We start from the raw sequence: 22,294 nt of genomic DNA on the forward strand, positions 1-22,294 counted from the left end.
AAACCCCACCCGCGGCCTAAAGTGATGCAAACGCTCACTTAGGCCCCTTATCCCGCATGAAAAAAATCGGTTTTCTCTCCTTCGGTCATTGGACCCCGTCGCCGCATTCGCAGACGCGAACCGGGGCCGATGCCTTGCTGCAATCCATCGAGCTTGCCGTCGCCGCCGAGGAGCTTGGCGCGGACGGCGCTTATTTCCGGGTGCATCATTTTGCGCGGCAGCTCGCCTCGCCGTTTCCGCTGCTCGCGGCCTGCGGCGCGCGCACCAGGCGCATCGAGCTCGGCACCGCCGTCATCGACATGCGCTACGAGAACCCGCTTTACATGGTGGAGGACGCGGGCGCGGCCGACCTCATCGCCGGCGGAAGGCTGCAACTCGGCATCTCGCGCGGCTCGCCGGAGCAGGTCGTCGACGGCTGGCGGCATTTCGGCTACGCGCCGGCTGAGGGCATGACCGGCGCCGACATGGCGCGGCGGCACACGGAGGTTTTTCTCGAAGTGCTCAAGGGTGAGGGCTTCGCGCGGCCGAGCCCGAACCCGATGTTTCCCAATCCGCCGGGCCTGCTGCGGCTCGAGCCGCATTCGGAAACGCTGATCGAGCGCATCTGGTGGGGCTCCGCGACCAACAGCACGGCGGAGTGGGCGGCCAAGCTCGGCATGAACCTGCAAAGCTCGACGCTGAAATTCGACGAGGGCGGCAAGCCGTTCCACATCCAGCAGGCCGAGCAGATCCGCGCCTATCGCAAAGCGTGGAAGGAGGCCGGCCACACGCGCGAGCCCCGCGTCTCGGTGTCGCGCTCGATCTTCGCGCTGATGGACGACCGCGACCGCATGTATTTCGGCCGTGACGGCGAGGGCGAGGACCAGATCGGCTTTCTCGGCGACAACACGCGCGCGGTGTTCGGCCGCGGCTACGCCGCCGAGCCGGACGTGCTGGTCGAACAGTTGAAGGGCGACGAGGCGATCGCGGAGGCCGACACGCTGCTGCTCACGGTGCCGAACCAGCTCGGCGTCGACTACAACGCGCATGTGCTGGAAGCGATCCTCAAGCACGTCGCGCCGCCGCTCGGGTGGCGGTGAAAATAAGGACTGTCATGCCCCGCGAAGGCGGGGCATCCAGTAGCCTCATGAGACGCTGTGTTTACTGGATCGCCCGCCTGCGCGGGCGATGACGGAGGAAGCTTAAGTCGACGTCTTCGCCGCGCTCTTCCGCGCCCGCTTCGCCGCCGGCTTCTTCGCCGGCTGGCCGTCGTCGATGATGCGGCGGTCGATGTCGCTCACCTTGCCGATGCCGGTCAGCGCCATCGTGACGCTGAGTTCCTTTTCCAGAATGTCGATGGCTTTCGCGACGCCGGCCTGTCCGTAGGCGCCGAGGCCGTAGACATAGGAGCGGCCAATCAGGCAGGCGCGCGCGCCGAGCGCCAACGCCCGCGCGATGTCGGCGCCCGTGCGGATGCCGCCGTCGAACAGCACCTCGGTGCCGTCGCCGATCGCGTCGACGACGCGCGGCAGCATCGAGATCGAGGAGCCCGCGCCGTCGAGCTGGCGGCCGCCGTGGTTCGACACCACGATGGCGTCGGCGCCCATGCCGGCGGCGGTCTGCGCGTCCTCGACGTCGTTGATGCCCTTGATGACGAGCTTGCCCGGCCAGTAGTCCTTGATCCATTCGACGTCGCGCCAGTTCAGCGACGGGTCGAACTGGTCGGCCGTCCACTTCGCCAGCGAGTTGACGTTCTCCATGCCGGGCACGAAGCCGGAGATGTTGCCGAAGGTCTTGCTCTTGGCCTTCAGCACGTTCCACGCCCAGGCCGGCCGGCGCGCGATGTCGATCACGTTGCGGATGCGGAATTCCGGCGGCACCGTCATGCCGTTCTTGACGTCCTTGTGGCGCTGGCCGAGCACCTGCAGGTCGACGGTCAAGACCAGCGTGTCGACCTTGGCGGCGACGGCGCGGTCCATCAGCGCCTTGGAGAAGCCCTTGTCGCGGATGACGTAGAGCTGGAACCAGAACGGCTTGCGGGTGGCTTCCGCGACATGCTCGATCGAGCAGACCGACATGGTGGAGAGCGTGAAGGGGATGCCTGCGGCGTTTGCGGCGTTTGCGGCGTGGATTTCGCCGTCGCCGTGCTGCATCCCCAAGAGCCCGATCGGCGCGAGGATCAAGGGCGCTGCGATCTTGCGGCCGAGCACGGTGGTGGTCAGGTCGCGCTCCGAGACGTCGACCAGCACACGCTGGCGGAGCTTGATGGCTTCGAGATCGGCGCGGTTGGCGCGCAGCGTCTGCTCGCTATAGGAGCCGCTATCGGCGTAGTCGAAAAAGGCGCGGGGCACCCGGCGGCGGGCGATGTCGCGCAGGTCGGCAATTGAAGTGACGGTTTTCATGGGAATTCACACTGAAAGACTGTTCTCAGGTAGCACGCCGGGCCGCCGGCCCGGAAGGCGCTTGGTTAACGGTTTCGGCCGGCCGCCTCTTGCAGCCTCTTGGGCCGGTTTTGCAGCATTCTAAATGGTTAGCGGGCGTCAGTAATGTTTGCTTACAATTTTTGAAGCAATCGGCGGTATTGTCACTATTATTATACGGCAATGAGCCGGCGCGGCTTCTCGCGGCCGGGGTTGCACTTCCGAAAAAAGCAGAACGGGTCAATTGCCGATGGTTCGCAAGTATTTTGGCACGGACGGCGTGCGCGGTCCGGCCAACAAGAAGATTACGCCGGAACTGGCGATGAAAATCGGCCAGGCGGCCGGCATTGTCTTTCGCAATGGCGATCACCGTCACCGCGTCCTGATCGGCAAGGACACGCGGCTGTCCGGCTACATGATCGAGAACGCGCTGGTCGCGGGCTTTACCTCGGTGGGCATGGACGTGCTGCTGACCGGCCCGATCCCGACGCCGGCGGTCGGTGTGCTGTCGCGCTCGATGCGCGCGGACCTCGGCGTGATGATCTCGGCGTCGCACAATCCCTACGACGACAACGGCATCAAGATTTTCGGGCCTGACGGCTACAAGCTGAGCGATCAGGTCGAGATGGACATCGAGGCGCTGATCGACTCGGACATGTCGAGCAAGCTCGCCAAGAGCACCGATCTCGGCCGCGCCAAGCGCATCGACGGCGTGCAGGACCGCTACATCGAATTCGCCAAGCACACCCTGCCCAAGTCCATGAGCTTCGACGGGTTGCGCGTGGTGATCGACTGCGCCAACGGCGCGGCCTATCGTGTTGCGCCTGGCACGCTGTGGGAACTGGGCGCCGACGTGGTGTCGATCGGCGACGAGCCGGACGGCTTCAACATCAACAAGGAATGCGGCTCGACCAATCTCGGCGCGGTGTCGAAGAAAGTGCGCGAAATGCGCGCCGATATCGGCATCGCGCTCGACGGCGACGCCGACCGCGTGATGATTGTCGACGAGCGTGGCCAGGTCGTCGACGGCGATCAGGTTCTGGCGCTGATCGCGGAAGGCTGGAAGTCCGAAGGCCGGCTCTCGAAGCCCGGCATCGTCGCGACGGTGATGTCCAATCTCGGCCTCGAGCGGCATCTGTCGGGCCTTGGCATCGAATTGCTGCGCACGCCGGTCGGCGACCGCTACGTGCTCGAGAAGATGCGCGAGGGCAATTACAACGTCGGCGGCGAGCCGTCCGGCCACATCATCCTGTCCGACTATGCGACGACCGGCGACGGCTTCGTCGCGGCGCTGCAGATCCTCGCCGAGGTGGCGCGGCAGGACAAACCGGTCTCCGAGTTCCTGCATCGCTTCGAGCCGCTGCCGCAGGTTCTCAAGAACGTCCGCTACAAGAACGGCAAGCCGCTGGAGAACGCGCGCGTCATCACCGCGATCGAGAGCGCCGAGAAGCGCCTCAACGGCAAGGGCCGGCTGCTGGTGCGCCCCTCCGGCACCGAGCCGGTGATCCGCGTGATGGGCGAGGGCGATGACGCGGTGCTGGTCGAAGCGGTGGTCAATGATATCTGCGAGGCTTTGACGCAGTCGGCGGCGTAAGAGCCATTCCACCGCATCGCGAGATTAGAATTCTTATAAACTATTGAATTTCTTTGACTTTATCGGGCGCGCTCGGTAGCGAATGCTCATGATCGTCTGCTCCTGCAATGTCCTGAGCGACAAGGATGTGCGCACCGCGGTGAACTCCGCAGCGCCGCGCACGGCCGGGCAGGTTTACGGCTGTCTCGGCTGCAGCGCCCAGTGCGGCCGCTGCGCCCGCACCATCCGCAAAATCATCGATGAAGCCGTCGGGCAAAGCGCGCTGACTTGTCCACTCGGCTGCGGATGTGCCTTGCACGCCCATTCCCGCTGATGCATATTTCTTAGAATAATTCTAAGGAGTGTGACTGATGAAGGGTGATGCGAAGGTTGTCGAATACCTCAACAAGGCGCTGCGCCACGAACTGACGGCCATCAATCAGTACTGGCTGCATTACCGGCTGCTCGCCAACTGGGGCTACAACGACCTCGCCAAGCAGTGGCGCAAGGAGTCCATCGAGGAGATGGAGCACGCCGACAAGCTGGTCGACCGCATCATTTTCCTCGACGGCTTTCCGAACATGCAGGTGCTCGACCCGCTGCACATCGGGCAGAACGTCAAGGAAGTGCTGGATTGCGATCTCGCCGCGGAAATCTCGGCGCGCGCGCTCTACCAGGAGGCTGCCACCGCCTGCCACGCCGCCAAGGATTACGTCACCCGCGATCTGTTCGAGAAACTGATGTCGGACGAGGAGCACCACATCGACTTCCTCGAGACGCAGCTCGATCTCGTCGCCAAGCTCGGCGTCGAACTCTATTCGCAGCATCACATCGGCAAGATGGAAGAGGGCGGCGGGGACTGATCGCCCCGTTCACAGGTCTTAATCGTTTCTTACCGAGCCACGACGCGGCGCCCCGGGCGCCGCGTTGTTTTTTCAGGCGTTCCGGGCGGCGTCCGCATTTACTAAAAATCAGGGTTAAAAAACACGGTTAAGCGCCACTTAACGAATTGCTGCCATCGTCCCCTTTGGATGCGTCGCCACGCTGCTTGTCGCGTGGCCGTTCAAGCGAGGGTCCGAGAGATGGTGGGTCGGTGTTTCAAGATCTCGGCAGTGTCGGCGAGCGTCGCCGCAGTACTGTGGAGCACCAGCACATTCGCGGCCGATTATTCTCCACCTCCGCCGCCGGTCTACATTCCGCCGCCGGTCGTGCAGGAATACGCGTCGAGCTGGTATCTGCGCGGCGATATCGGCATCACCAATCAGCAGATCAAGAATCTCACTAACGTCCTCAACGCCAACGACACGGTCGAAAACGTCGGCCTTGGATTCGATTCATCGGGCCTGTTCGGGCTCGGCATCGGTTACAACTGGAACGAATGGCTGCGCTTCGACCTGACCGGTGAATACCGCTCGCGCGCCAACTTTCACGGTGCTCAGATCATCAACCAGAGCGGCGGCCCCGGCACCGCCTACACCGATGAATATTCCGGCAGCAAGTCGGAGTGGCTGTTCCTCGCCAACGCTTATGTCGACCTCGGCACCTGGGGCGGCTTCACGCCCTTCATCGGCGCCGGCGTCGGCACTGCGCGGGTCACAATCCACGACTTCCGCGACGTATGCACCACCGTTTCCACATGCACCGGCGGCAGTGTGGCCTTTGCCGACGATCACTCGCAATGGAACTTCGCCTGGGCGCTGCACGCCGGCCTTGCCTACAAGATCACCCGGAACACCACGTTCGAACTGGCGTACCGCTACGTCAATCTCGGCGATGCGCAGTCGGGTGATCTCTACGATTACCTGGGTGGCAACCTCATCAACAACCCGATGAAGTTCGAGAACCTGACGTCGCACGACATCAAGGTCGGCCTGCGCTTCAACTTCGACGAAGGGTTCGATTTCTGGTCGCGGCCGCAACGCACCTATATCGCGCCGGCGCCGGTCTATACGCAGCCCGCGCCGGTCTACGCGCCGCCGCCGGTCTATCAGCCGGCGCCCGTCTATCAGCCGCCCGTCTACCAGCCACCGGTTTATCAGCCGCCGATCAGCAGCCGCGGTTGATGCCGGCGTCGTGATCGCGTCGATCGAGGAGTTGAAGTCATGAGTCGCATGCGATCGTTGATGCTCGGTGTTCCGCTCGCCGTCCTCGCGGTGACTGCCGGCCAGGCCGCCGACATGCCGGGCGGCGATTATCCGCTGCCGCCGGAACAGCCGCGCTTTTCAGGGTTTCGGGCGCTGCACGGCTGGTATCTGCGCGGCGACATCGGCTACCGCTTCAGCACCGCGACCGCGGAAACCTCGGCCGCGGCGACGACGCTGAGCGACGACAAGCTCGACGGCACCGCGAGCTTCACGCTCGGCGGCGGTCTCAAGCTCAACTGGTTCCGCACCGATCTGACGCTCGACTATGCGGCGCCGGCGAAATTCCACACCAACTGGACGACCGGCGCGGCCTCGGGCGAAGCCTCGGCCCGCGTGCAATCGACGATGCTGCTCGCCAACGGCTATTTCGATCTCGGCACCTGGTACGGCTTCACGCCCTATGTCGGCGCCGGCGTCGGCACCAGTTTCATGCGCGTCAGCGGCTATGAGGGCAACGGCCTGCCGCCGGTCGACGGCGCTTCGACCACCGGCTGGCGGTTCACTTATGCCGGCATGGCGGGCTTTGCCTTTGCGGTGTCGCCGAATCTTCTGGTCGATGTCGGTTACCGCTACCTGAATTTCGGCGACGCGCCGGTGCTGGAAGACGCAACCGGCTCGTTCAAGGCCAAGGACGTCGCCGCGCACGAAGTGCGCATCGGCCTGCGCTGGTACTTCGACGACATCGGCGGGTTTCGCTAAACCGTCGCGCTGAAGCGAAGGCTTCCTCCGTATTGACCTTTCGTCAGCCGCGCGCCTGCGTTGCGCGGGCTGCATTTCATATTTTCAAAATTCCGATTGACCGGGTGAAGGCGCAGGCGTATGCCCGCCAGTGGGACACCCCTCCCCACCGAGGGTATACTACTTATTTGATATTACTGAGTTTTTTGTCTGATTGTGTTTGTGGTGTGTCAATCAGAATGTCGGTCACGTCGTCCGACGCAATGTCATGACCGTAGGTCTCGAAAACGTGCCGCGGGTTCTTCCATCCGCCGCGCTTGGCGACGGTGATCGGGCTAATGCCCTTATCAAGAAGACCCGTAGCGAAACCATGCCGGCAGCTGTGGTAGGACAACTTTGCGATGCCGGCGCGTTTGATGGTTTTGCTCCACTGCGTCTTACAGTTACCGCGCGACTTGAAGCCGAACACAAGGCCGACGCGGTCACCAGGGATCTTGGCCAGAGCCGCTACCAACACGTCGGGCATGTGAGCGAGGCGGTCATCGTCGCCCTTCTTCGTGGCCTTGATCAGAACCTTTCTTGTTTTGAAGTTGACGTCACTCCAACGCACGGCTGTAGCCTGTGAAATCCGGGCGCCAGTCAAGTACATGAAGCATGCCAGCGCTGCGAGATTTGGCTTCACCGCCGCTGCCATAAAGGCCCGAACCCACTCCCATGTCGCGGGCTCTTTGGCCTTGCGCGGGGAGTCGAACCGCTGGACACGGATGTACTGGCACAGGCCGTGCGTTGCAGCGTGATTGATGACAGCCTGCGTCGGTACGATGACCTGGCGGTTGCGTGTCGACGGGCCGGCATTAGGGTACAGCGTTATAGACGCCGACCGGATTGCGCCAGCCGTTATGTCCTTGACGGGCGTGTCACGCCAGTAATCTTCGATCTTGCGTAGAAAACGGTCCGACTTCTCAGCTTGCCGGTACAGGATCGCTGCCTGAGCGAAGGTCAGGGTCGATTTTGGATCGAGGTGCCCGCTCCAGGCGCGCTGTTCGATATCGGCCGCAATTCGTTGGGCCGTTTCCTTGCTCGCAGTCTTTGTAGACTTCCGTAGTCGCCGTCCGGCAACCGTGCCGCGGTAGTGCCAGATCTTCCCACGCTTGTAGAGCTCGAGGGGCATCGGATCGCCTCTAGGATGGCAGGCACGTCATCCAACAAAATAAACATCGGGCGGCCGCGCGCCAATCCCAATTCTCTCGCCAGCTTACGGACGCGACGCTCCGACTGCCCGTAATTTCGAGCGAGCTCGTCTGGCATGATATGTCCGGGAAGGGGTTGGGTCATTGAGGGTCACGGTACTCCCAAACATAGTCGCCCAACCTCATACTTAGGCGCCGGTCGACCTTACACAGCCACGCCCTGCGTTGCGGGAGGTAGAGAGCATCCGTGTTGATCTCGGGTAGAGTTACTGGCTTCCAGGCGAACCACGGATGCCAGCCCGACCGCTTCATGAGGCTGGCTTTACCCTGCTTTGTTGTCCACTTCACGCTGCCAACCTCGCGTAGTTCGCCGCCGTGCACTCTTTGAGGAACTCCTGGAACGCTCGCTCCGGGTTCCAGCATTCGATCTCGACACCGAGTCCTTCGGCGGCGTCGCCCCAGATCTCAGACGGAACATCCATGTGAGCCATGATCGCAAGGCGCTCATCCCGGAGGATGGCGTTGTCGATCTGTTTTACCTCTGGGGGTAACGGCCATACCGCCCCGAATTTCTTGCTGATCACCTGCATGAGGTTAGCCTCGATTTTGTAGTAGTTATCGAGAGCCGGCTTGATCGGGCGGGGCACGTCAACGAGGTAGGCCTCGCTCGCATCGTGGAGAAGCGCCGTCATTTTGAGATGCGCCGGCGCCGCCCTCGAGCACAACACACAGTGTTCAGCGACCGAATAGAACTTGAGGGAGTGCCCTCCGTACCGACACATCTTGGAGAGGGCGCGGCCGATATCGATGATGTCGATCTCCTCCGGCCTAGGGTCCATCGGCCAGAATTTTTTGCCCGTGTACGTCTGCATCCACTCGCCGATGCGAGCGCTTCCTACGTCGACTGCCAAAACGATTACTCCTGTGGGGAGAGTACGATCCTGTACCCTTTTGCGTGGTGGTTCACGATTTCGATATTCAGTTCAGCGAGCGCTGCCCGCGCCGGCTTTACCAGAACACGAATTGTATTGATGCTGCGGCCGCTGCCGCGACCGTAGAGCGTGTCGTATAGATCACGCGCCGATATCTTTTTGGGGTAGGCGCTGCACAGCGTTTTGACGAGGCCGTAGGTCCTTGGCCCGAGTTTGGTCGCCCGCTTGCCGCGCTCAACGATAAAGTGCACGTCGTCGAACTTGACGTCGAGCACCACCTCCTCGAGACCGCTCGACTTTGCGAGGTCCATGATGATGTCAGCGGCTCGGGTCGCCAGTAGGTTCTCCTCCGCGTGGAGGGCCTGTACGATATTCTGGATCTCGCGAGCCGGGATCATGTGTTCACTCACGTCAGGCCTCGTCGATAAAGTCGAGCAGCGGGTGCCCGGCGAGCTGGATCTCAAGCAGATATTCGGTGGCGCCAGCGTGAGAAGTGCCCGATCCGATACGACCCCGCACGCTCTTGACGCCGAATTCTTTCTTTAGGGCCTCCGTAAAGATGTGTCTGGAGTACCCTTTCTCACGCAACCATTCGGACAAGCTGATCGAGCTAATGCGCAGAACCTTGTCCTCCTGCCCCAAATGCACGTAGATCCCATCGAGCCGGCTGGCGTCGCTTACGACCTTGATGGTTCCGGGCTGCGGCTTGCCCTTCACGATGTGGACGCGGTTGGTGATAAGCGTGTGCCTGGACCGCATCGCGTTCAGATACTGCGCGATGACGTTGGAGATGTTTTCTGCAACGTCCATGTCCACTGGTTGCTCAACTCGGACGGAGCGCATTTTTCCGAGGACCGACACCATAAAAGATTTGAGGGCGTCTTCGTTGAACGTGGCCACGCCGAGCTGATTGGCGTATTTGGCACCCATGCACACACACGCAATGAGCGCCGTCCAAAACCGCTCGTCGGCTGTTGCTCCGACGCTCTTGCTGAACGCCTTCAGAAAATCGCCGACTTCTTTTTCGATGGTGGCGTGGTTCTGGCCGAGGAACTGAGCGTATTTAAGCCCGACCTGTCCGTAATTGTCGTTCAGCCGGGCTACGATGAGGGAAGCATCTGATGGCTCAATCTGGCCGGGGGCACCCGCCGCCGGCGGGTCCATCGAGTATTCAAACACCCGGTAAATGCCGGCCGTGGTCATGTTCGTGCGGCCGATAACGTAGTCCAGAAGGCTGTCATTAGAGGCCGACACAAGAAGCGTCTGCCAGCTACCGGGTTCGCGCTGCGTTACGCTGCGCGACATGCGGGCCTTTTCTTTACCCTGCGTCGTCTGGAACGTGATATTGACGAACTTCTTGGTGTCGTCTTCAGTCTTTAGCTCATCCCAATAGAGAGGCAGGGACCTGATCTCGCCCAGCTTGTTCATAACAGCGTTCTGAGTGTCGCTGAGGCTCTGCACCGCCTTGACCGGGTCGCCCCACACCGCCTGCGCAATTTTGAGCGATGTCGATTTGCCGATACCGGATGCCTTAGAGAAGGCGCTCATGAGGACACCGGGCTGACCGGTAAACCGAACGAGCGGAGCGCCGAAGGCCGACGCCACGATGGCTTCGAGCTCGGGCCTACCTTGCGAGGTAATCAGGCGGCATGCGTCAACCCACGACTGCTCGTCTCCAGTCGGAGCGTAGTGTCTGGCCAGCACTGTATCTGGAGCGGCTGCGAGCGTATCGCCCGCCGGCGTCCATAGTTTGCCGCCGTACACAAAGCCTTCAAGTTTCCCGATGCCCTGGCGCACATGCCAGCCGAATGGCGAAGACGAAACGCTGTCTTTCGTCTCTTGGAGCTTCTTGATCCAACTCACAAAAAACCTCGTGACGTTCTCGGTAGCCTTGGGGCCAACCGGCAGCATGAGGCCTTGATCTTGGAGGATGCGGCGCATCTCCATAGAGCCAACATGCTCGAGATGGATGGTGATCTGCTGGCTTTTGCCGCGATCGGTGACAGTCGTGAAGTGGAGGGCGCGCGGCGACACCTGAAGCCACGGATCATCCATCCGGTAATCGGTCACCGGGAATTTCTGGGTGCCGGCTTCGTCCTGGACGAGCAATGAAATGATGCCTCTTGCATCTCTCATGTATCCGTCGGGTAGATCGTTTATGGCTGGCCCGGCGGGATTGGGTCCCACCGGAAGTACAGTCGATAGGGTGCCCGATGATTGCGTTCCCGCTCCAAAAGACGTCGTAGCTTGTAGACCGGAAGGCACAAAAGCTTGGCTGCTTTGCGCAGGCGCTTCTCGCCGGGGGATAAAGTGGTACGGCGTTTTGTTCTTTTGGAAGTGCGGGCACGCCGCGCACTGCCTTGCGCCGGACGCCGAGATCGTCGAGCAGCTCGGCCAGCCAAGACCTTTTTCTTTCTGTTCCCGGTCTTTACGGTCGAAGAACTCATCGGTTTTTTCTTTCGTGTAGTCCGGATGCCCGCGCGACATCCTATGGGTGTCGTTGCGCGGGTCGTCAGTGAATGTCGCGAGCAGCGTCGTGAGGTTCCACAACGGCTGGCTGTTAGTGAGGCCGCCGTCAGCAATTGTCTCCCGGATAAACGCACATTCGCGCGCCGCATCATTGATGTGTACGGGCGGCGGAGCTGACGGCTCGATCCCAGAGGACAACTCACTTTCGCCGAGGATCGCCTGTCGTTTCGGGAACACCGACTGATCCAGAACGGGACCAGAGACAGCGACGGGCACTGCTACTTTGTACGGCTCCAGAGCTTTTGTAATGCGCTCGATCGCGTAGTCGAAGTCCAGTCGACTCCCCAAGAAGGAGACCGATCGCTTAGGCTCGCTCTTGCAATTCAGCGTGTCCGGGATGCGCAAGACCCGTGCGCTGTCGATAGTGCACTGGGTGTCGCATTTGAGACCGTGCCGCTTCGTGGCTTCGGCTAGCGCGTACGCCAGAGGGCGCCATTCATCCGGCGTGAGTGCGCGGTTTAGCAGCCAGTAGACGTGCATACCGCCGCCAGACCCAACAACCATCGTGGGGCGAGGCATGCCGCTTTCCGACAAAAACTTGCATAGGGCGTCGGTAGCCTCGGTCAGATCATTGTACGAGTCGTTACTTTGGCCTTTGGCATCGAGGTCCAAAAAGAGCGACTTCAGCGCGACCGCGTTTTTCTGCGAACGTATCGCGTTGAAATATTTGTAGCCCTTTGGGCTCGTCTTTTCGTGGGCTTCGATCTGTGTGCTCAGACACGCGTAGATGTCTCGCGTGTCGCTTCGCTTGAGAATGTACGCGAGCGAGCGCATCGCGCCGTCCAGATCTCTGGCGGCACTCCCGGACCATCGTGGTTTGTCGTATCCTTCGCCCTGAAAGGTGTAATGGACACCAACGAAGTTTTTGTCGTCCCAGGGCAAAACTCGTGCGAGATACTCGCGAGCCTGCTCTAATGGCATTCCAAGATTTGTGGTTCTGTGGGTAGAAGAGGAACCACGTTACTCGGGTGGGTAACGTGGTTCGATGGTCATTTCGTGTGTTACTTGGAGCCGTACTTCGGCAGGAGAGCATCCAGCTTGGCGTCGATCGCAGCGTCGAAATCGACCTGCGACTGGGCCAACTGCGCAGGTTGGACAGCCGGGGACGCCGTGACCGGGGTCTCGGCCTTGACCGGCTGCGCCGGAGAAGCCTGAACCTGGGCGGCACCACCTCCGGTGCCAAACCCCGACGTGGCGACGGGAGCGGCGGCGGTCACCTGAGGAGATGGCTGAACCGGTGCGGCCGCTGTGGTCTGGGGGGCAGGGGCTGAGGCCTGGGGCGCCGTATACTGTTCGAATACTTGAGCCTTGGGGGCTTGGTCCTGAACCGGCGCCTGCTCGCTCTCGAGCTCGGCGACAATTCGCACCACCTGCGGATCTTCTCGCAGCTTGATGACTTTGTCGGCTTCGTCGTCGTTCAGCGGCCGAATGCCCGTGAATACGAATTTCGGGTACGACTCCTTCTGGTCGAAGGCGATGCGGGTTCCGATCGCGTAGTACGGGTAGCCCTCCCGCTGCATCAGGTTGCCGTACTGAGCAAGCCCGTCGAGGCTCGCAGCCGGCACACGAAGCAGCATGGGACCGCCATACGCGGCGTTCTCGATATCGCCGAGTGGCGTGATCGCGAGACGCTTTGAGTCCTGGCACGCCTTGCCCTTACCGTCGCGTCCGGAGCCCCAGACGTTGCGAGGGCACGTCGCGCATACCGAGGACTGTTTCTTGGTGGACGATGCGTCGGGCACGACGCCATTGGCCGAGAAGCAGTCTGGCGCGGCGTTGGACCCTTCGACCCAGCCGTTCTCGTACCAGATCTTCGATTTGTGCGTGCTCGACTTGAGGATGACGACTTCGACGGAATTCATCGGACCGTCACCATCCGGACGCATCAGCTCGGTGGCGGCGCCGCGATAGCGGATCGACCAGACCTTTCCGCGGTAACCGAGGATCGGATAGCCAGTCTCGACGCCGGCGGCGAGCTCGTTGTCGACCTGCTGTGTCGCGAATTTGCTAGAGATGGCCCCGAACGACTGTGGCCGAGATACAACTGCATTCATGTGGTTCGTAACTCCTGTGGGTAATTCGTTAGATAGGATTACTTTCGTCGGACGCCAACATCATGCTTGGCGGTGAAGTTCACGCCGGGCGGTAGTGAGCCGTTTTTCTCGGCGAATTCTTCAACCGCCGTAGCGTTGGCTTTCACATCGATGAGATCCCAGTCGGCGTTGGCGACGACCCAAGCCCAGAACGCGGTCTTGTCAGCGATCGATGCCGACTTGCGCTCTTTGCGGTAAACAGTGCCAGCCGCGGATGATACGCTATCGGCACCGACGTCGTTGAGGTGCGCCAATAGAACACTGTTCAGTTGCTCGAGTGTCTCTTTGTACGGAGCGAGCTGCTTTTTTTGCTCGTCTTCGATGCGTTTGATTTCGTCGCGCAGTTCGTTGAACTGCTCAACACGTTTGTTGAAATCAATTGCGTTTGACATGGTTTTCCTTTCTCACGATTGTTACCGCCTCCATTTCCCGCGCCCGAAATTGCGTCCGCTTCTCGCTGTACCGATGTGAAACTTCCGGCAGTACGGGCATTTATAGATAGCGCCACGAAGATCATGCCGACGTCGTCGACCCTGAACACGGTTCGCCATCTTGTAGCTGTCAAACGCCGACTTGCCGGCACACTGGGCGAGATACAGGTCCTGATCGTCGCCTGGATCATGCTGCACGGCTCGCCTCCTCGAACAGCCCAAGAAGTTGGTCTTGGACTTTCTGCTTTCCTTGGAGCATCTGATAGATGCGTTTCTCGACCTGGGTGCTCTGGAAGTGCAGATAGAGCTGTTTGTATTTCTGACCGACACGGCGGATACGCGCGTTCGCCTGGTCGTAGATCTCGAGCGACGTAACCGGGGCGAACCAAATAACCGTGTCCGCGGCCGTGAGCGTGATGCCGTGCGCTAGGCACTGTGGATGCGCAGCGATGACCCGGTACTTGTCGGTGTTCTGGAACAGGTTGAAGATATTGTCGCGGTCTCTGGCCTGAGTGTCGCCATCGACACATGCGTGGTCGATACCTTCGCGGGTAAACGCCGCGGAAATTCCTTCAAGCGCATGTTTGAAGGGGACGAACACGAGGACTTTGCGGTCAGTTGAGTTGACCGCGTCGACCAGCGCCTCGATGCGCTTGTCGTTATCCAGGGCGACGACGTTCTTGTCTTTTGTGTAAACCCAGCCCGTCGAGATCTGGAGCAGCTTCATCATCATGGCGCCGGCGTTGGCGGCCGTAATCTCGTCGGACTGAACCGCCGCGTAGCAGCTGTCGGCGATCTCCTTGTAGATTTTTTTCTGCTGCGCCCCGAGTTCGATATCGACGGTCCGCTCGACACACTCAGGAAGTTCAACCACATCCTCGAGCGTGAAGCGCACCGCGGGCTGCATGGCGGCGAACGCCCGATCAACTGCGTCGCTTTTGGGGGCCCACTTAAATTGGTTCACCCGGATCATCAGCTCGTCGCGGAACCGACCAAAGTATTTGGGAACTGTGTTCGGCGTTACGATGCTGCACTGAGCCCAGGCGTCTGTCGGGCTCGTCGGGATAGGCGACCCGGTAAGTCCCCACACCCACGAGCAAAGCGCGGCGATCTTGCGCACGCTCTTGGTGCGCTGCGCGCCGCCGTTTCTGTAGATGGCGAGCTCGTCGACGATGAGCGTGTCGATCTCGCCGGATGCAATCGCGGCGATGATCTCCTTCTCGATGACTTTCGTGCCATCGTGGTTGATGACGTAGATTTCTGGCTCTGGGTCGGCCAGCCGATCAGTACGGAGCTTCTTGGTGCCGTGGAGAACCGCGCATTTGCGGTGGGGCAGGGTCGCGAAGACCTCACGCGCCCATGTGAAGTTCAACGTACTCAGAGGTGCGAGGACGAGCGCCTTCTTGCAGAGGCCGTTACTCCTGAGGTAATCCCAAGCCCACAGCGCGGCTTTCGTCTTGCCGGTGCCCATACCATTGAGCACGTAGGCGCGCTGGTTCGTAGTCAGGACCGAACAGGTTTTCTTCTGAACATCGAACGGATCTCCGCCGGCCCAGTCGTAGTGCGTAAGAATTGGCGACGGGACGTCGAACCCGTGCTTGCGCAGGATGAACGTTTCGGTGGGCGTATGTGGCACAAGAAGATGCTTCGCTCCCGCGAAGTTCATCTCCGGCGCGCTTGGGTAGAGATTTCTGATCGCCTGGTCGAAGGGGACGCCGACCAGTTTGTGTTTAGTGCTGACTTGGACGGGTTGCATTGCTGAGCAGTTTGAGGAGAACCCCGACGTGCTCAGCGTCATCGGTGTTGTCGATTACGAGAACGATGCCGCCCGCCCGGCGGATATCGCTCATCATTCCAATTTGTCGGGGCGTCGGATGTTTACCCGGCGCCTTCGTTTCGATGCCGATGTAAAACGAGTTCACACACAGCGTGTAGTCGAGCGTGCTCGGCCCAAAGCCGGACGGCACCGACATGAATTTGTAGACATCTGGGAACCGCTTTATGACGCGATTGAGTTTGGCTTTTACTCGCCCTTCGGGTGTCACGAGATCACCGTCAGTTTCGCGACCAGAAGTTCACTTGGAAAAGTATCCGGGTCCTCAATCGACTCGAATAAAGTCTCGCCCGCTAGGTCTCTAATCAGAATATGAAGTCTGACGCATGACGCCGCGGTATAAAGAGGCAACACCGTCGCCTTCACATTCTTGTATTTCGCCAAATAATGAATCGCTTTATCGCCGGCGTCTTCTGCGAGACGGCGTTGTAGCGCGTTGCGGCCGGCGATCTGCTCCGCGATTGTTTTTCCAGAGAGTGTTTTAATCATGCCACCAACGCGATCTGCGCGATGAGGGTGGTGCTCGGGTATCCATCGTCCGACATTTCACTCAGCGTGTAAGTCTCGCCAGACGGCGTTCGGACATCCACTAGAATTTGGAAGTGCATAGTATCTGGTTTTACCAAAACACGTACTCTGACGATTTTTTTTTTTTTTGCGGAGTTCTGAGGCTGCTATCGAGGCGATATGTAAGAACGCTTTTGCATCGAGTTCGGACTCCACGAGCCAATCGGTGGCGGGCACAGCCCCCACGCGGGCAAACGCGGAATTCACGATGCTTACAATCTGCTTGCTACCCGTGGGTAGCGGTGCCGGGTTTGTCATTCCGCCCATGTCACTTCCCATGATGCGGACATGACGTGACAGGGCACCACTTCTTGCAGAGTGAGCCCGGTTTCGCTGGATAGGTCGTGGTCTTGTAGGCGTTCTCCAGCGACTCGACGCGATGCCAGATGTACTTCCACAGGTTCGGCATGTCTTCGCGCGAGAATGTCTCGCCGGTCGACGTATCCTCGTACTTGAGCCAGATGAATTCGCTGCGGACCTTCTTGATATCCGGATAGTGGGCGAACACGCACTGCGCCATCAGCGCAAGCTGCACGCTGTCGTCGAGTACCTTCCCAGTTTTCCAATCCAGAATAAGCGCGACGTCTTCGCACCGCTTGATGACGTCTCCGATGCCGCGGAACCAGGCGGTCCGGTCGAAATAACCGCAAGGGCCGTAATCCCGGGTGATAGCAAGCTTCTGCTCGACCTCGATATCGCCCGCTCCAGCTGTGACCCTCTCGCACCACTTCTCAAATGGTTTCATGGTCTCGGGTAGGGGGACGCGCTTCCACCCACAACGGGCAGCGAGATGTTTGTGCACCTCATTGCCCCACTTTAACGTGTCGCTTTCTTCCTCTTGGAAGTTCTTGGCGAGGTCGATTTCGTAGTGGCGCTTAGGGCACGTCTCGAAGTTCTTCAGTTTCGAGTACGACCATGCAAATGGTTTCTGGTACGGCGCGTTCATTTCGTCTCCGGGATGATCAACCGAAGAGACGCCATAAGCGTGTCGCTCGGAAACAGTCTTGCTTCGTCTTCGATCGTGACGAGCTTCTCGTTGATGACCAGGCAGAGCGCAATCCGGCTGTCGTTAAGGCGGACCGCGAACGCACTGAACCGGTCCATATCAATCCACGATCCGGACCAAATAAATCGATTACTCACGCGCTGAACGAGCTCATAGCTTTCACGCGGGTAATGCGGGTATTCCGGCGTCGCGGTTTGCCACGGCGCCGCTCGAGCAATACTGCCCCCCGGATAGAATTGGTTGCTCAGATTTATTGCGCAAACGCACGACGACTGTGGAGCTCCGCAGGTGAGGCAATGTCCGCCACCGCCCATCGCACCGATCGTGTTCGCCGTGCTGGGTGTAAGTAGCGCCATCATGAGCGATCCTTCTTCAGTAGCCGGATCTGTGTCACGAGCTGGTCGCTCGGAAAAAGATCCCAGCCGTCCTGAAGAATTGTCGGCTGCCCGCCGACCACAACGAACACGTTCACAGTGTCGCCGCTCTTGTGGGCGCCAACGTAATCGAAGCCCATATTTGAGCTGGCGGTCTGACGCAGGCGGCGCGCGATAACGTCGAGAAGCTCTTCTTCCGACTCGTGGACCGGTTCTGCTTTTGTAGCCATCATGGCGGCGCCAACCAGGCTGGGCGCGTTAGGATTAAATTTCGTCGGATACCTATCTTTGAAGTAGTCCGCCATTCTCTTAATTTCATCCTGTTCCATGGACGCCTTCGTGGGTACGAGTCATTACGGCCCCGGCTGCTAACCGGGGCGGTTGTGGTTCTAGTAAAGAAGCGCTAGGCGGCTTCTTGTTTGTCTTGGTCTGGTTGAACGCCGGCTTCTGGAGCCGCGCTGGGCGCCGCACTGGGTGGCGTTACCGCTGGGGTAACGATCGACTTGATGCGGGCTTTTTCTTCGGGACTCAGAAAATACCCGAGCGATCGCTTCGCCTCGATCTTGACGCCCCACGGCTTTAGCGCTTCGCGCAAGCGGTGGATCGCGACTTTTGGGTCGGTCGCGATCTCAAGCCGTACGTTGATCATCTCGGGCGTGACAGCCGGTAGTGATACCAGCAGCCCGAGGATGTCGCTCAGTGACTTTGAAAGTTTGAATGTTGCGGCAAGGCTTTTGTCGTGCATCCCAAGAACAGCTTCGAGGTCGGCGATGCGCGCCTCTTGAACTGCGAGTTTTTCCTGGAGACTTTCGATGAGTTCGGTCTGGTCACTTCTCGTGGATTTAGACATGCGTTATTGGCCTCCGACTCTGAAGAAGAGCCGATGTGGTTCGTGGCCGACAGGTTGTGGGTGGTGTGGGTAAGAGGTTCAGTCAAGTAACGCGACTTCGTTTACTCAAGAGACAGGTAAACATTGTGTATACTACACTTCCGAAATTTTCAAGTAGTTGAATATGAGAATTTGGTTGCACGAGAGTAATGAACACATCGGCAAATAGAATCATCCATCACTGTTCTAGATCGACACAACAGATCACTTCGCGTCGCCGTACGACGGACCGTGTCCGGCTTCGGCAGCGATGGGAAGTGTTGGTCCCCACTCTGGCCGACGATGCATTTCTTCGAGGGCGATCTTCTCAACGGCGATGCGGGAATTTTTGTGCACCACAAAAACATTCTCGTCGTGCACCTGGAGCTTCATGCGCACAATCAGATCGAGCTCGACCGAGCATCGCTTCTGAATTCTCAATGCCGCATCGAAAGTAATAATGCGCGCGAGCGCCTGGCAGAGATTTTCGAGGAGTTTCCCGCCGTAGAGGTACTTAGTCTCGCGCCCGTACGTGAATTTCCAGCCATCACTTGTGCGCTCAAGATTGTCGTACCAGAGCCGCAACCCCGAAGGTAACAGCACGGAGCCTTCCTCGAAGAGGCACGGGCCGAGCGTCACTGGGTCAGTGAAGCCGGCGAGGGCGGGGATGGCGTTGTTCTCGAGCCATCGCCACAGTCCGGAGATCTTCGAGTACTTACGACGATAGAAGTCGACGGTGTTTTTCGCCCGCTCGTCGTCAAAGACGATGGCGTTCCCGAGCTGGTTCTTGGAGTCGGCTTCGAGCCTGGCTTGGAACTTCTTCCAGCCCAGCATGTAACCAAGGCCCAAAATACAAGTTTTGCCGACGAACCCCTCCGCGATGTGCACTGGGTCCTTGAGCTTACGGTTAACGGGGTGGCCCATGAGGTCCGTAGCAAACTGCGAATAGATGTCTTCTTTGTTCTCGAACGCCAGAACAAGGTCATCCTGCCCGGCGAGCCAGGCGACGAGACGTGCTTCAATCTGGGACGAGTCGACGGTCAGGACTTCGTGGTCTTGGGGCGCCATGAGTGCGCGCCTGATCGCATTGTTGCCGCCGCGGGCCGGCAGGTTCTGCATGTTCAGCTTCCAGTCGCCGGACATGCGGTGGGTATGGGCTCCCGACACCTTAAGGGGCACCGGCATAAGCCTGGCTTGACCCAGCCCGGGCCACGACAGGTTTGCGATCGATAGCAGACGTTCGGTACGCGTCTCTTCGATGGTGGACTTGTGGCCCAGCCGCGCTGCTACGAGCGCCTGAACAGCTGGATTTTCGTGCTCCTGAAGATCAAGCAGTCCTAGGTCAGTCTTGGCGAACGCGTAGGTCGTTTTACCCGTGATGGGAGAGACCTTCATCGGGGGCTCTACACCATGCTGGCGCAGGAGGGACGCAAACTGCTCATTAGACATGAGCGAGCTCTTACCGTCGGCGCCCAGCAGCATTGCTTGGCTAAGGAGAGTTTCTTTCTTGGCGCGAACTTCGCCCAGATGTTGCGCGAGGATGTTCTGGTCGATCACGAACGACGGCTCAACGGCACACCGCAGGATCATGTCCATGACAGCGAGCTCAGCCACCGGGAAGTGACCACCATAAAACAGTTTATGAAAAATCCCGGCGCAGAGCTCCGCGTCGTTGTTGGCGTAGGTGATGAGTTCTTGGTATAGGGTTGGGCTACCGGCGATCGCCGCGTAACTCATCCCCTTGACCTTGCCGACAGCATCCCCCTTAACGCCGAGCCCAAGGTGAGATGCCACCGAGTTTAATGACAGGCTCTTAAGTTTATGCCCGAGACACGCTCGGCTCATACCGAGCGTGTCGACCATTAACTTTGGTATAAATCCGTAGCGCCACGCGCAGATGCTCATATCAAAGAGCGCGTTATGGGTTATTACGCCTTGGTCGCGATCCAGCTCGTTAAAGAGTTTGGCGAGATCTGGACCAGCTACCCAGTAAGGTAACTGCTGCCCCTCTTTTACAGAGCATCCGATCGCTTCGAAGCGCGGGTCGAGAATATACTCGACCGGTGTCATTTTTCGGAGGCTGTATTGATCGTCGTAGTATGTCTCAAAATCGAGGACTGCAAACTTCATGGTTTCATGAGGGTTGACTCTTTGACCCCCAAGTCCTATTTCGAGAAGGCCAGACAATGGCACTTCTCTTGTGGGTAAGAGAAAGGGGGCGTCGCGTGGTGGTTCGCGTGACGCCCCAGCTCTTTTATGGATGCACTCGGAGTGTTCCGAGTGCATCGTCTTTTATTTGGAATTCGGCCGGCGTAATTTCAATACATCCAGCGGGGCGCGCTACCGGCGGTTCGTCCGGCAGGATCGATGCCGCGGTAATGATCCCCGACGTGTAACGACACAACTCCCGAATTTCCGGCGGTACGGAGACCGGCGTGCGCGGCGCTTTATGGACGCCAATACGTGCTTTTAGGTTCTCGAGGTCTTCGCCGAAACACAGCGACTGCACAGCCGGCCAGAGATACCGAACCTGCTGTGGAGTGCTGCATTTTCTGTCGAGCATCTCGAGCAGTTTTTTGGATTTCTCGAAATCAATGAGTGTTTCCCTCTGCCTGGCGATCGCATCGACCATCGATTTCTTGAGGTCCTCGGGAGTGTCGTCCTGGAGGGTTAGGCGGCCCTCGGGGACAATGGCCCGCCCCAGCAAAGTGACATGTACGGAGCTAACATCGGCGGTGACACACACAGTCTCAATACCGCGCTCTGCTCCGGCCATGGCCACGCGGAACGCTTCGCGGATCTCGCTACGCAAAAACAAATCCGCGAATTGGTCCTGCGTGATCGTGCAGCGGTGCAGCGCGAGCCAGCGGCGCTTCAGGGTTTCGAGGTTCTTATAAAGTGCATACTTGTCTCGATACGAAAACGCTTCAGACATTTCTCACCATGTTCCTTGCTCTGTTCTTGTCAGTTCGTATTTTCTGTTTTTCATAATTTCATCCAGAACGTTGTTCGGGAGCATATGACCCATCACCAGCATCGCGAATACTGGCAACGCTTCGCGTGTTGGTGGCACATCAACTACTTCCACGATCGAATACTTTGCAATCCACAACCGCCTCGCAGTTCCACGCGCATTATCGGTCAGGCGCTTCGACGTACCCCAACACTGCGTCGGCAGATTTGTACGCTCGCGGAGCCATATGTCGGGATCGAGCAAGGTAACGATCGCATAGCCATCAGCGATCCAGTTATCCCCTTGGAGCTTGACGACGTCGCCCGGGAGTACGCTTCTCCAGAGATCAGAAGTCATGGAAGTCATGGAAGCCATGCACCTTGGAGACTGGAGTTGAACTATCAAGTATCTGCTCAATGAATTTGCCCGGAACGTCCCAACAAAAATTGATCAGGAGAAATGCTTTAATTGTTTTAGCGTCAGCCTGTTTGATAAGGATTTCCTCGACTCTATCTTTGCCCACCCACAAACAAGTATTTACCCCGCTCAACACCTTAGACCGGCCAAAAAGAAGAACGACGCCAGGCGCGCCGGAGTGCGCGTGGGCGCAGGTGATGGCTGGCCCCGGTAGGAGCCATTCATTGTGGCCGACCTCCACGATATCACCGGGGCTGAGATCCAACTCGCCCCGGCTCGACTCGGTGTCGCTCACTGTTGCTATCC

At 59.3% G+C, this 22,294-nt stretch carries 24 protein-coding genes; 6 read left to right on the forward strand and 18 right to left on the reverse strand.

Annotated elements, in window-relative coordinates; translation table 11 throughout:
* Window positions 1-56 precede the first annotated feature (56 nt).
* Window positions 57-1,079: an LLM class flavin-dependent oxidoreductase gene (locus AB7F10_RS14525; RefSeq protein ID WP_428561831.1), complete on the forward strand. Its 1,023-nt coding sequence runs from the start codon at window positions 57-59 to the stop codon at window positions 1,077-1,079.
* A 102-nt stretch (window positions 1,080-1,181) separates the two neighbouring features.
* On the opposite strand, the gene AB7F10_RS14530 is transcribed toward AB7F10_RS14525, so the two are convergent.
* Window positions 1,182-2,381 (reverse strand): alpha-hydroxy acid oxidase, encoded by a 1,200-nt coding sequence (locus AB7F10_RS14530; RefSeq protein WP_428561829.1) that lies wholly within the window; start codon window positions 2,379-2,381, stop codon window positions 1,182-1,184.
* Between the two features lie 268 nt (window positions 2,382-2,649).
* On the opposite strand from AB7F10_RS14530, the gene glmM reads away from it, so the two are divergent.
* From glmM to AB7F10_RS14555, 5 genes are all read left to right on the forward strand, one after another.
* Window positions 2,650-3,993, forward strand: coding sequence for a phosphoglucosamine mutase (glmM, locus tag AB7F10_RS14535; RefSeq protein ID WP_428561827.1), 1,344 nt, complete (start codon window positions 2,650-2,652; stop codon window positions 3,991-3,993).
* Window positions 3,994-4,081: 88 nt separating this feature from the next.
* The gene (locus tag AB7F10_RS14540) at window positions 4,082-4,306 is read left to right on the forward strand and encodes a (2Fe-2S)-binding protein (protein WP_428562453.1); all 225 of its coding nucleotides are present in this window, start codon (window positions 4,082-4,084) and stop codon (window positions 4,304-4,306) included.
* 37 nt (window positions 4,307-4,343) lie between these two features.
* On the forward strand, window positions 4,344-4,835 hold the full coding sequence (gene bfr, locus AB7F10_RS14545) for a bacterioferritin (protein WP_428561825.1): 492 nt from the start codon (window positions 4,344-4,346) through the stop codon (window positions 4,833-4,835).
* Window positions 4,836-5,084: 249 nt separating this feature from the next.
* The gene (locus tag AB7F10_RS14550; RefSeq protein ID WP_428561823.1) at window positions 5,085-6,035 is read left to right on the forward strand and encodes an outer membrane protein; all 951 of its coding nucleotides are present in this window, start codon (window positions 5,085-5,087) and stop codon (window positions 6,033-6,035) included.
* Window positions 6,036-6,074: 39 nt separating this feature from the next.
* Window positions 6,075-6,815, forward strand: coding sequence for an outer membrane protein (locus tag AB7F10_RS14555; protein ID WP_428561821.1), 741 nt, complete (start codon window positions 6,075-6,077; stop codon window positions 6,813-6,815).
* A gap of 163 nt (window positions 6,816-6,978) precedes the next feature.
* Here the strand turns inward: AB7F10_RS14555 and AB7F10_RS14560 are convergent, their stop codons facing one another.
* The 17 genes from AB7F10_RS14560 to AB7F10_RS14640 all read right to left on the reverse strand — a co-directional run bounded on the left by AB7F10_RS14560 (window position 6,979) and on the right by AB7F10_RS14640 (window position 22,283).
* Window positions 6,979-7,965 (reverse strand): tyrosine-type recombinase/integrase, encoded by a 987-nt coding sequence (locus AB7F10_RS14560; RefSeq protein WP_428561819.1) that lies wholly within the window; start codon window positions 7,963-7,965, stop codon window positions 6,979-6,981.
* Window positions 7,966-8,328: 363 nt separating this feature from the next.
* Window positions 8,329-8,895 (reverse strand): phosphohydrolase, encoded by a 567-nt coding sequence (locus AB7F10_RS14565; RefSeq protein WP_428561817.1) that lies wholly within the window; start codon window positions 8,893-8,895, stop codon window positions 8,329-8,331.
* A 5-nt stretch (window positions 8,896-8,900) separates the two neighbouring features.
* Window positions 8,901-9,326 carry a winged helix-turn-helix domain-containing protein gene (locus AB7F10_RS14570; RefSeq protein ID WP_428561815.1) on the reverse strand — a complete coding sequence of 142 codons (426 nt, stop codon included), beginning with the start codon at window positions 9,324-9,326 and terminating at the stop codon, window positions 8,901-8,903.
* 1 nt (window position 9,327) lies between these two features.
* On the reverse strand, window positions 9,328-12,366 hold the full coding sequence (locus AB7F10_RS14575) for a DUF927 domain-containing protein (RefSeq protein WP_428561813.1): 3,039 nt from the start codon (window positions 12,364-12,366) through the stop codon (window positions 9,328-9,330).
* Window positions 12,367-12,446: 80 nt separating this feature from the next.
* A complete protein-coding gene (locus tag AB7F10_RS14580) occupies window positions 12,447-13,499 on the reverse strand; it encodes a hypothetical protein (protein WP_428561811.1) in 1,053 nt (350 codons plus the stop codon).
* 38 nt (window positions 13,500-13,537) lie between these two features.
* Window positions 13,538-13,930, reverse strand: coding sequence for a hypothetical protein (locus AB7F10_RS14585; RefSeq protein WP_428561809.1), 393 nt, complete (start codon window positions 13,928-13,930; stop codon window positions 13,538-13,540).
* Window positions 13,931-14,156: 226 nt separating this feature from the next.
* Window positions 14,157-15,767 carry a helicase-related protein gene (locus AB7F10_RS14590; RefSeq protein ID WP_428561807.1) on the reverse strand — a complete coding sequence of 537 codons (1,611 nt, stop codon included), beginning with the start codon at window positions 15,765-15,767 and terminating at the stop codon, window positions 14,157-14,159.
* Window positions 15,700-16,014 carry a hypothetical protein gene (locus tag AB7F10_RS14595; RefSeq protein ID WP_428561805.1) on the reverse strand — a complete coding sequence of 105 codons (315 nt, stop codon included), beginning with the start codon at window positions 16,012-16,014 and terminating at the stop codon, window positions 15,700-15,702. The genes AB7F10_RS14590 and AB7F10_RS14595 overlap by 68 nt, the downstream gene beginning before the upstream one ends.
* Window positions 16,011-16,292 (reverse strand): hypothetical protein, encoded by a 282-nt coding sequence (locus tag AB7F10_RS14600; RefSeq protein WP_428561803.1) that lies wholly within the window; start codon window positions 16,290-16,292, stop codon window positions 16,011-16,013. Before AB7F10_RS14600 ends, AB7F10_RS14595 begins: the two co-directional genes overlap by 4 nt.
* A 346-nt stretch (window positions 16,293-16,638) precedes the next feature.
* Entirely contained in the window at window positions 16,639-17,316 is a 678-nt protein-coding gene (locus AB7F10_RS14605) for a PD-(D/E)XK nuclease family protein (protein ID WP_428561801.1), read from the reverse strand.
* Window positions 17,313-17,735, reverse strand: coding sequence for a hypothetical protein (locus AB7F10_RS14610; protein ID WP_428561799.1), 423 nt, complete (start codon window positions 17,733-17,735; stop codon window positions 17,313-17,315). The genes AB7F10_RS14605 and AB7F10_RS14610 overlap by 4 nt, the downstream gene beginning before the upstream one ends.
* Entirely contained in the window at window positions 17,732-18,079 is a 348-nt protein-coding gene (locus AB7F10_RS14615) for a hypothetical protein (protein WP_428561797.1), read from the reverse strand. Before AB7F10_RS14615 ends, AB7F10_RS14610 begins: the two co-directional genes overlap by 4 nt.
* Before the next feature lie 74 nt (window positions 18,080-18,153).
* Window positions 18,154-18,600, reverse strand: a complete 447-nt coding sequence (locus tag AB7F10_RS14620; RefSeq protein ID WP_428561795.1) for a hypothetical protein — start codon at window positions 18,598-18,600, stop codon at window positions 18,154-18,156.
* A gap of 243 nt (window positions 18,601-18,843) precedes the next feature.
* On the reverse strand, window positions 18,844-20,748 hold the full coding sequence (locus tag AB7F10_RS14625; protein WP_428561793.1) for a DNA polymerase: 1,905 nt from the start codon (window positions 20,746-20,748) through the stop codon (window positions 18,844-18,846).
* 124 nt (window positions 20,749-20,872) lie between these two features.
* The gene (locus tag AB7F10_RS14630; RefSeq protein ID WP_428561791.1) at window positions 20,873-21,553 is read right to left on the reverse strand and encodes a hypothetical protein; all 681 of its coding nucleotides are present in this window, start codon (window positions 21,551-21,553) and stop codon (window positions 20,873-20,875) included.
* A 3-nt stretch (window positions 21,554-21,556) separates the two neighbouring features.
* Window positions 21,557-21,937 (reverse strand): hypothetical protein, encoded by a 381-nt coding sequence (locus AB7F10_RS14635; protein ID WP_428561789.1) that lies wholly within the window; start codon window positions 21,935-21,937, stop codon window positions 21,557-21,559.
* On the reverse strand, window positions 21,918-22,283 hold the full coding sequence (locus tag AB7F10_RS14640) for a hypothetical protein (RefSeq protein ID WP_428561787.1): 366 nt from the start codon (window positions 22,281-22,283) through the stop codon (window positions 21,918-21,920). Before AB7F10_RS14640 ends, AB7F10_RS14635 begins: the two co-directional genes overlap by 20 nt.
* Between the last annotated feature and the right edge of the window lie 11 nt (window positions 22,284-22,294).

The organism is Pseudolabrys sp., from assembly GCF_050250095.1.
GTDB lineage: Bacteria > Pseudomonadota > Alphaproteobacteria > Rhizobiales > Xanthobacteraceae > Pseudolabrys.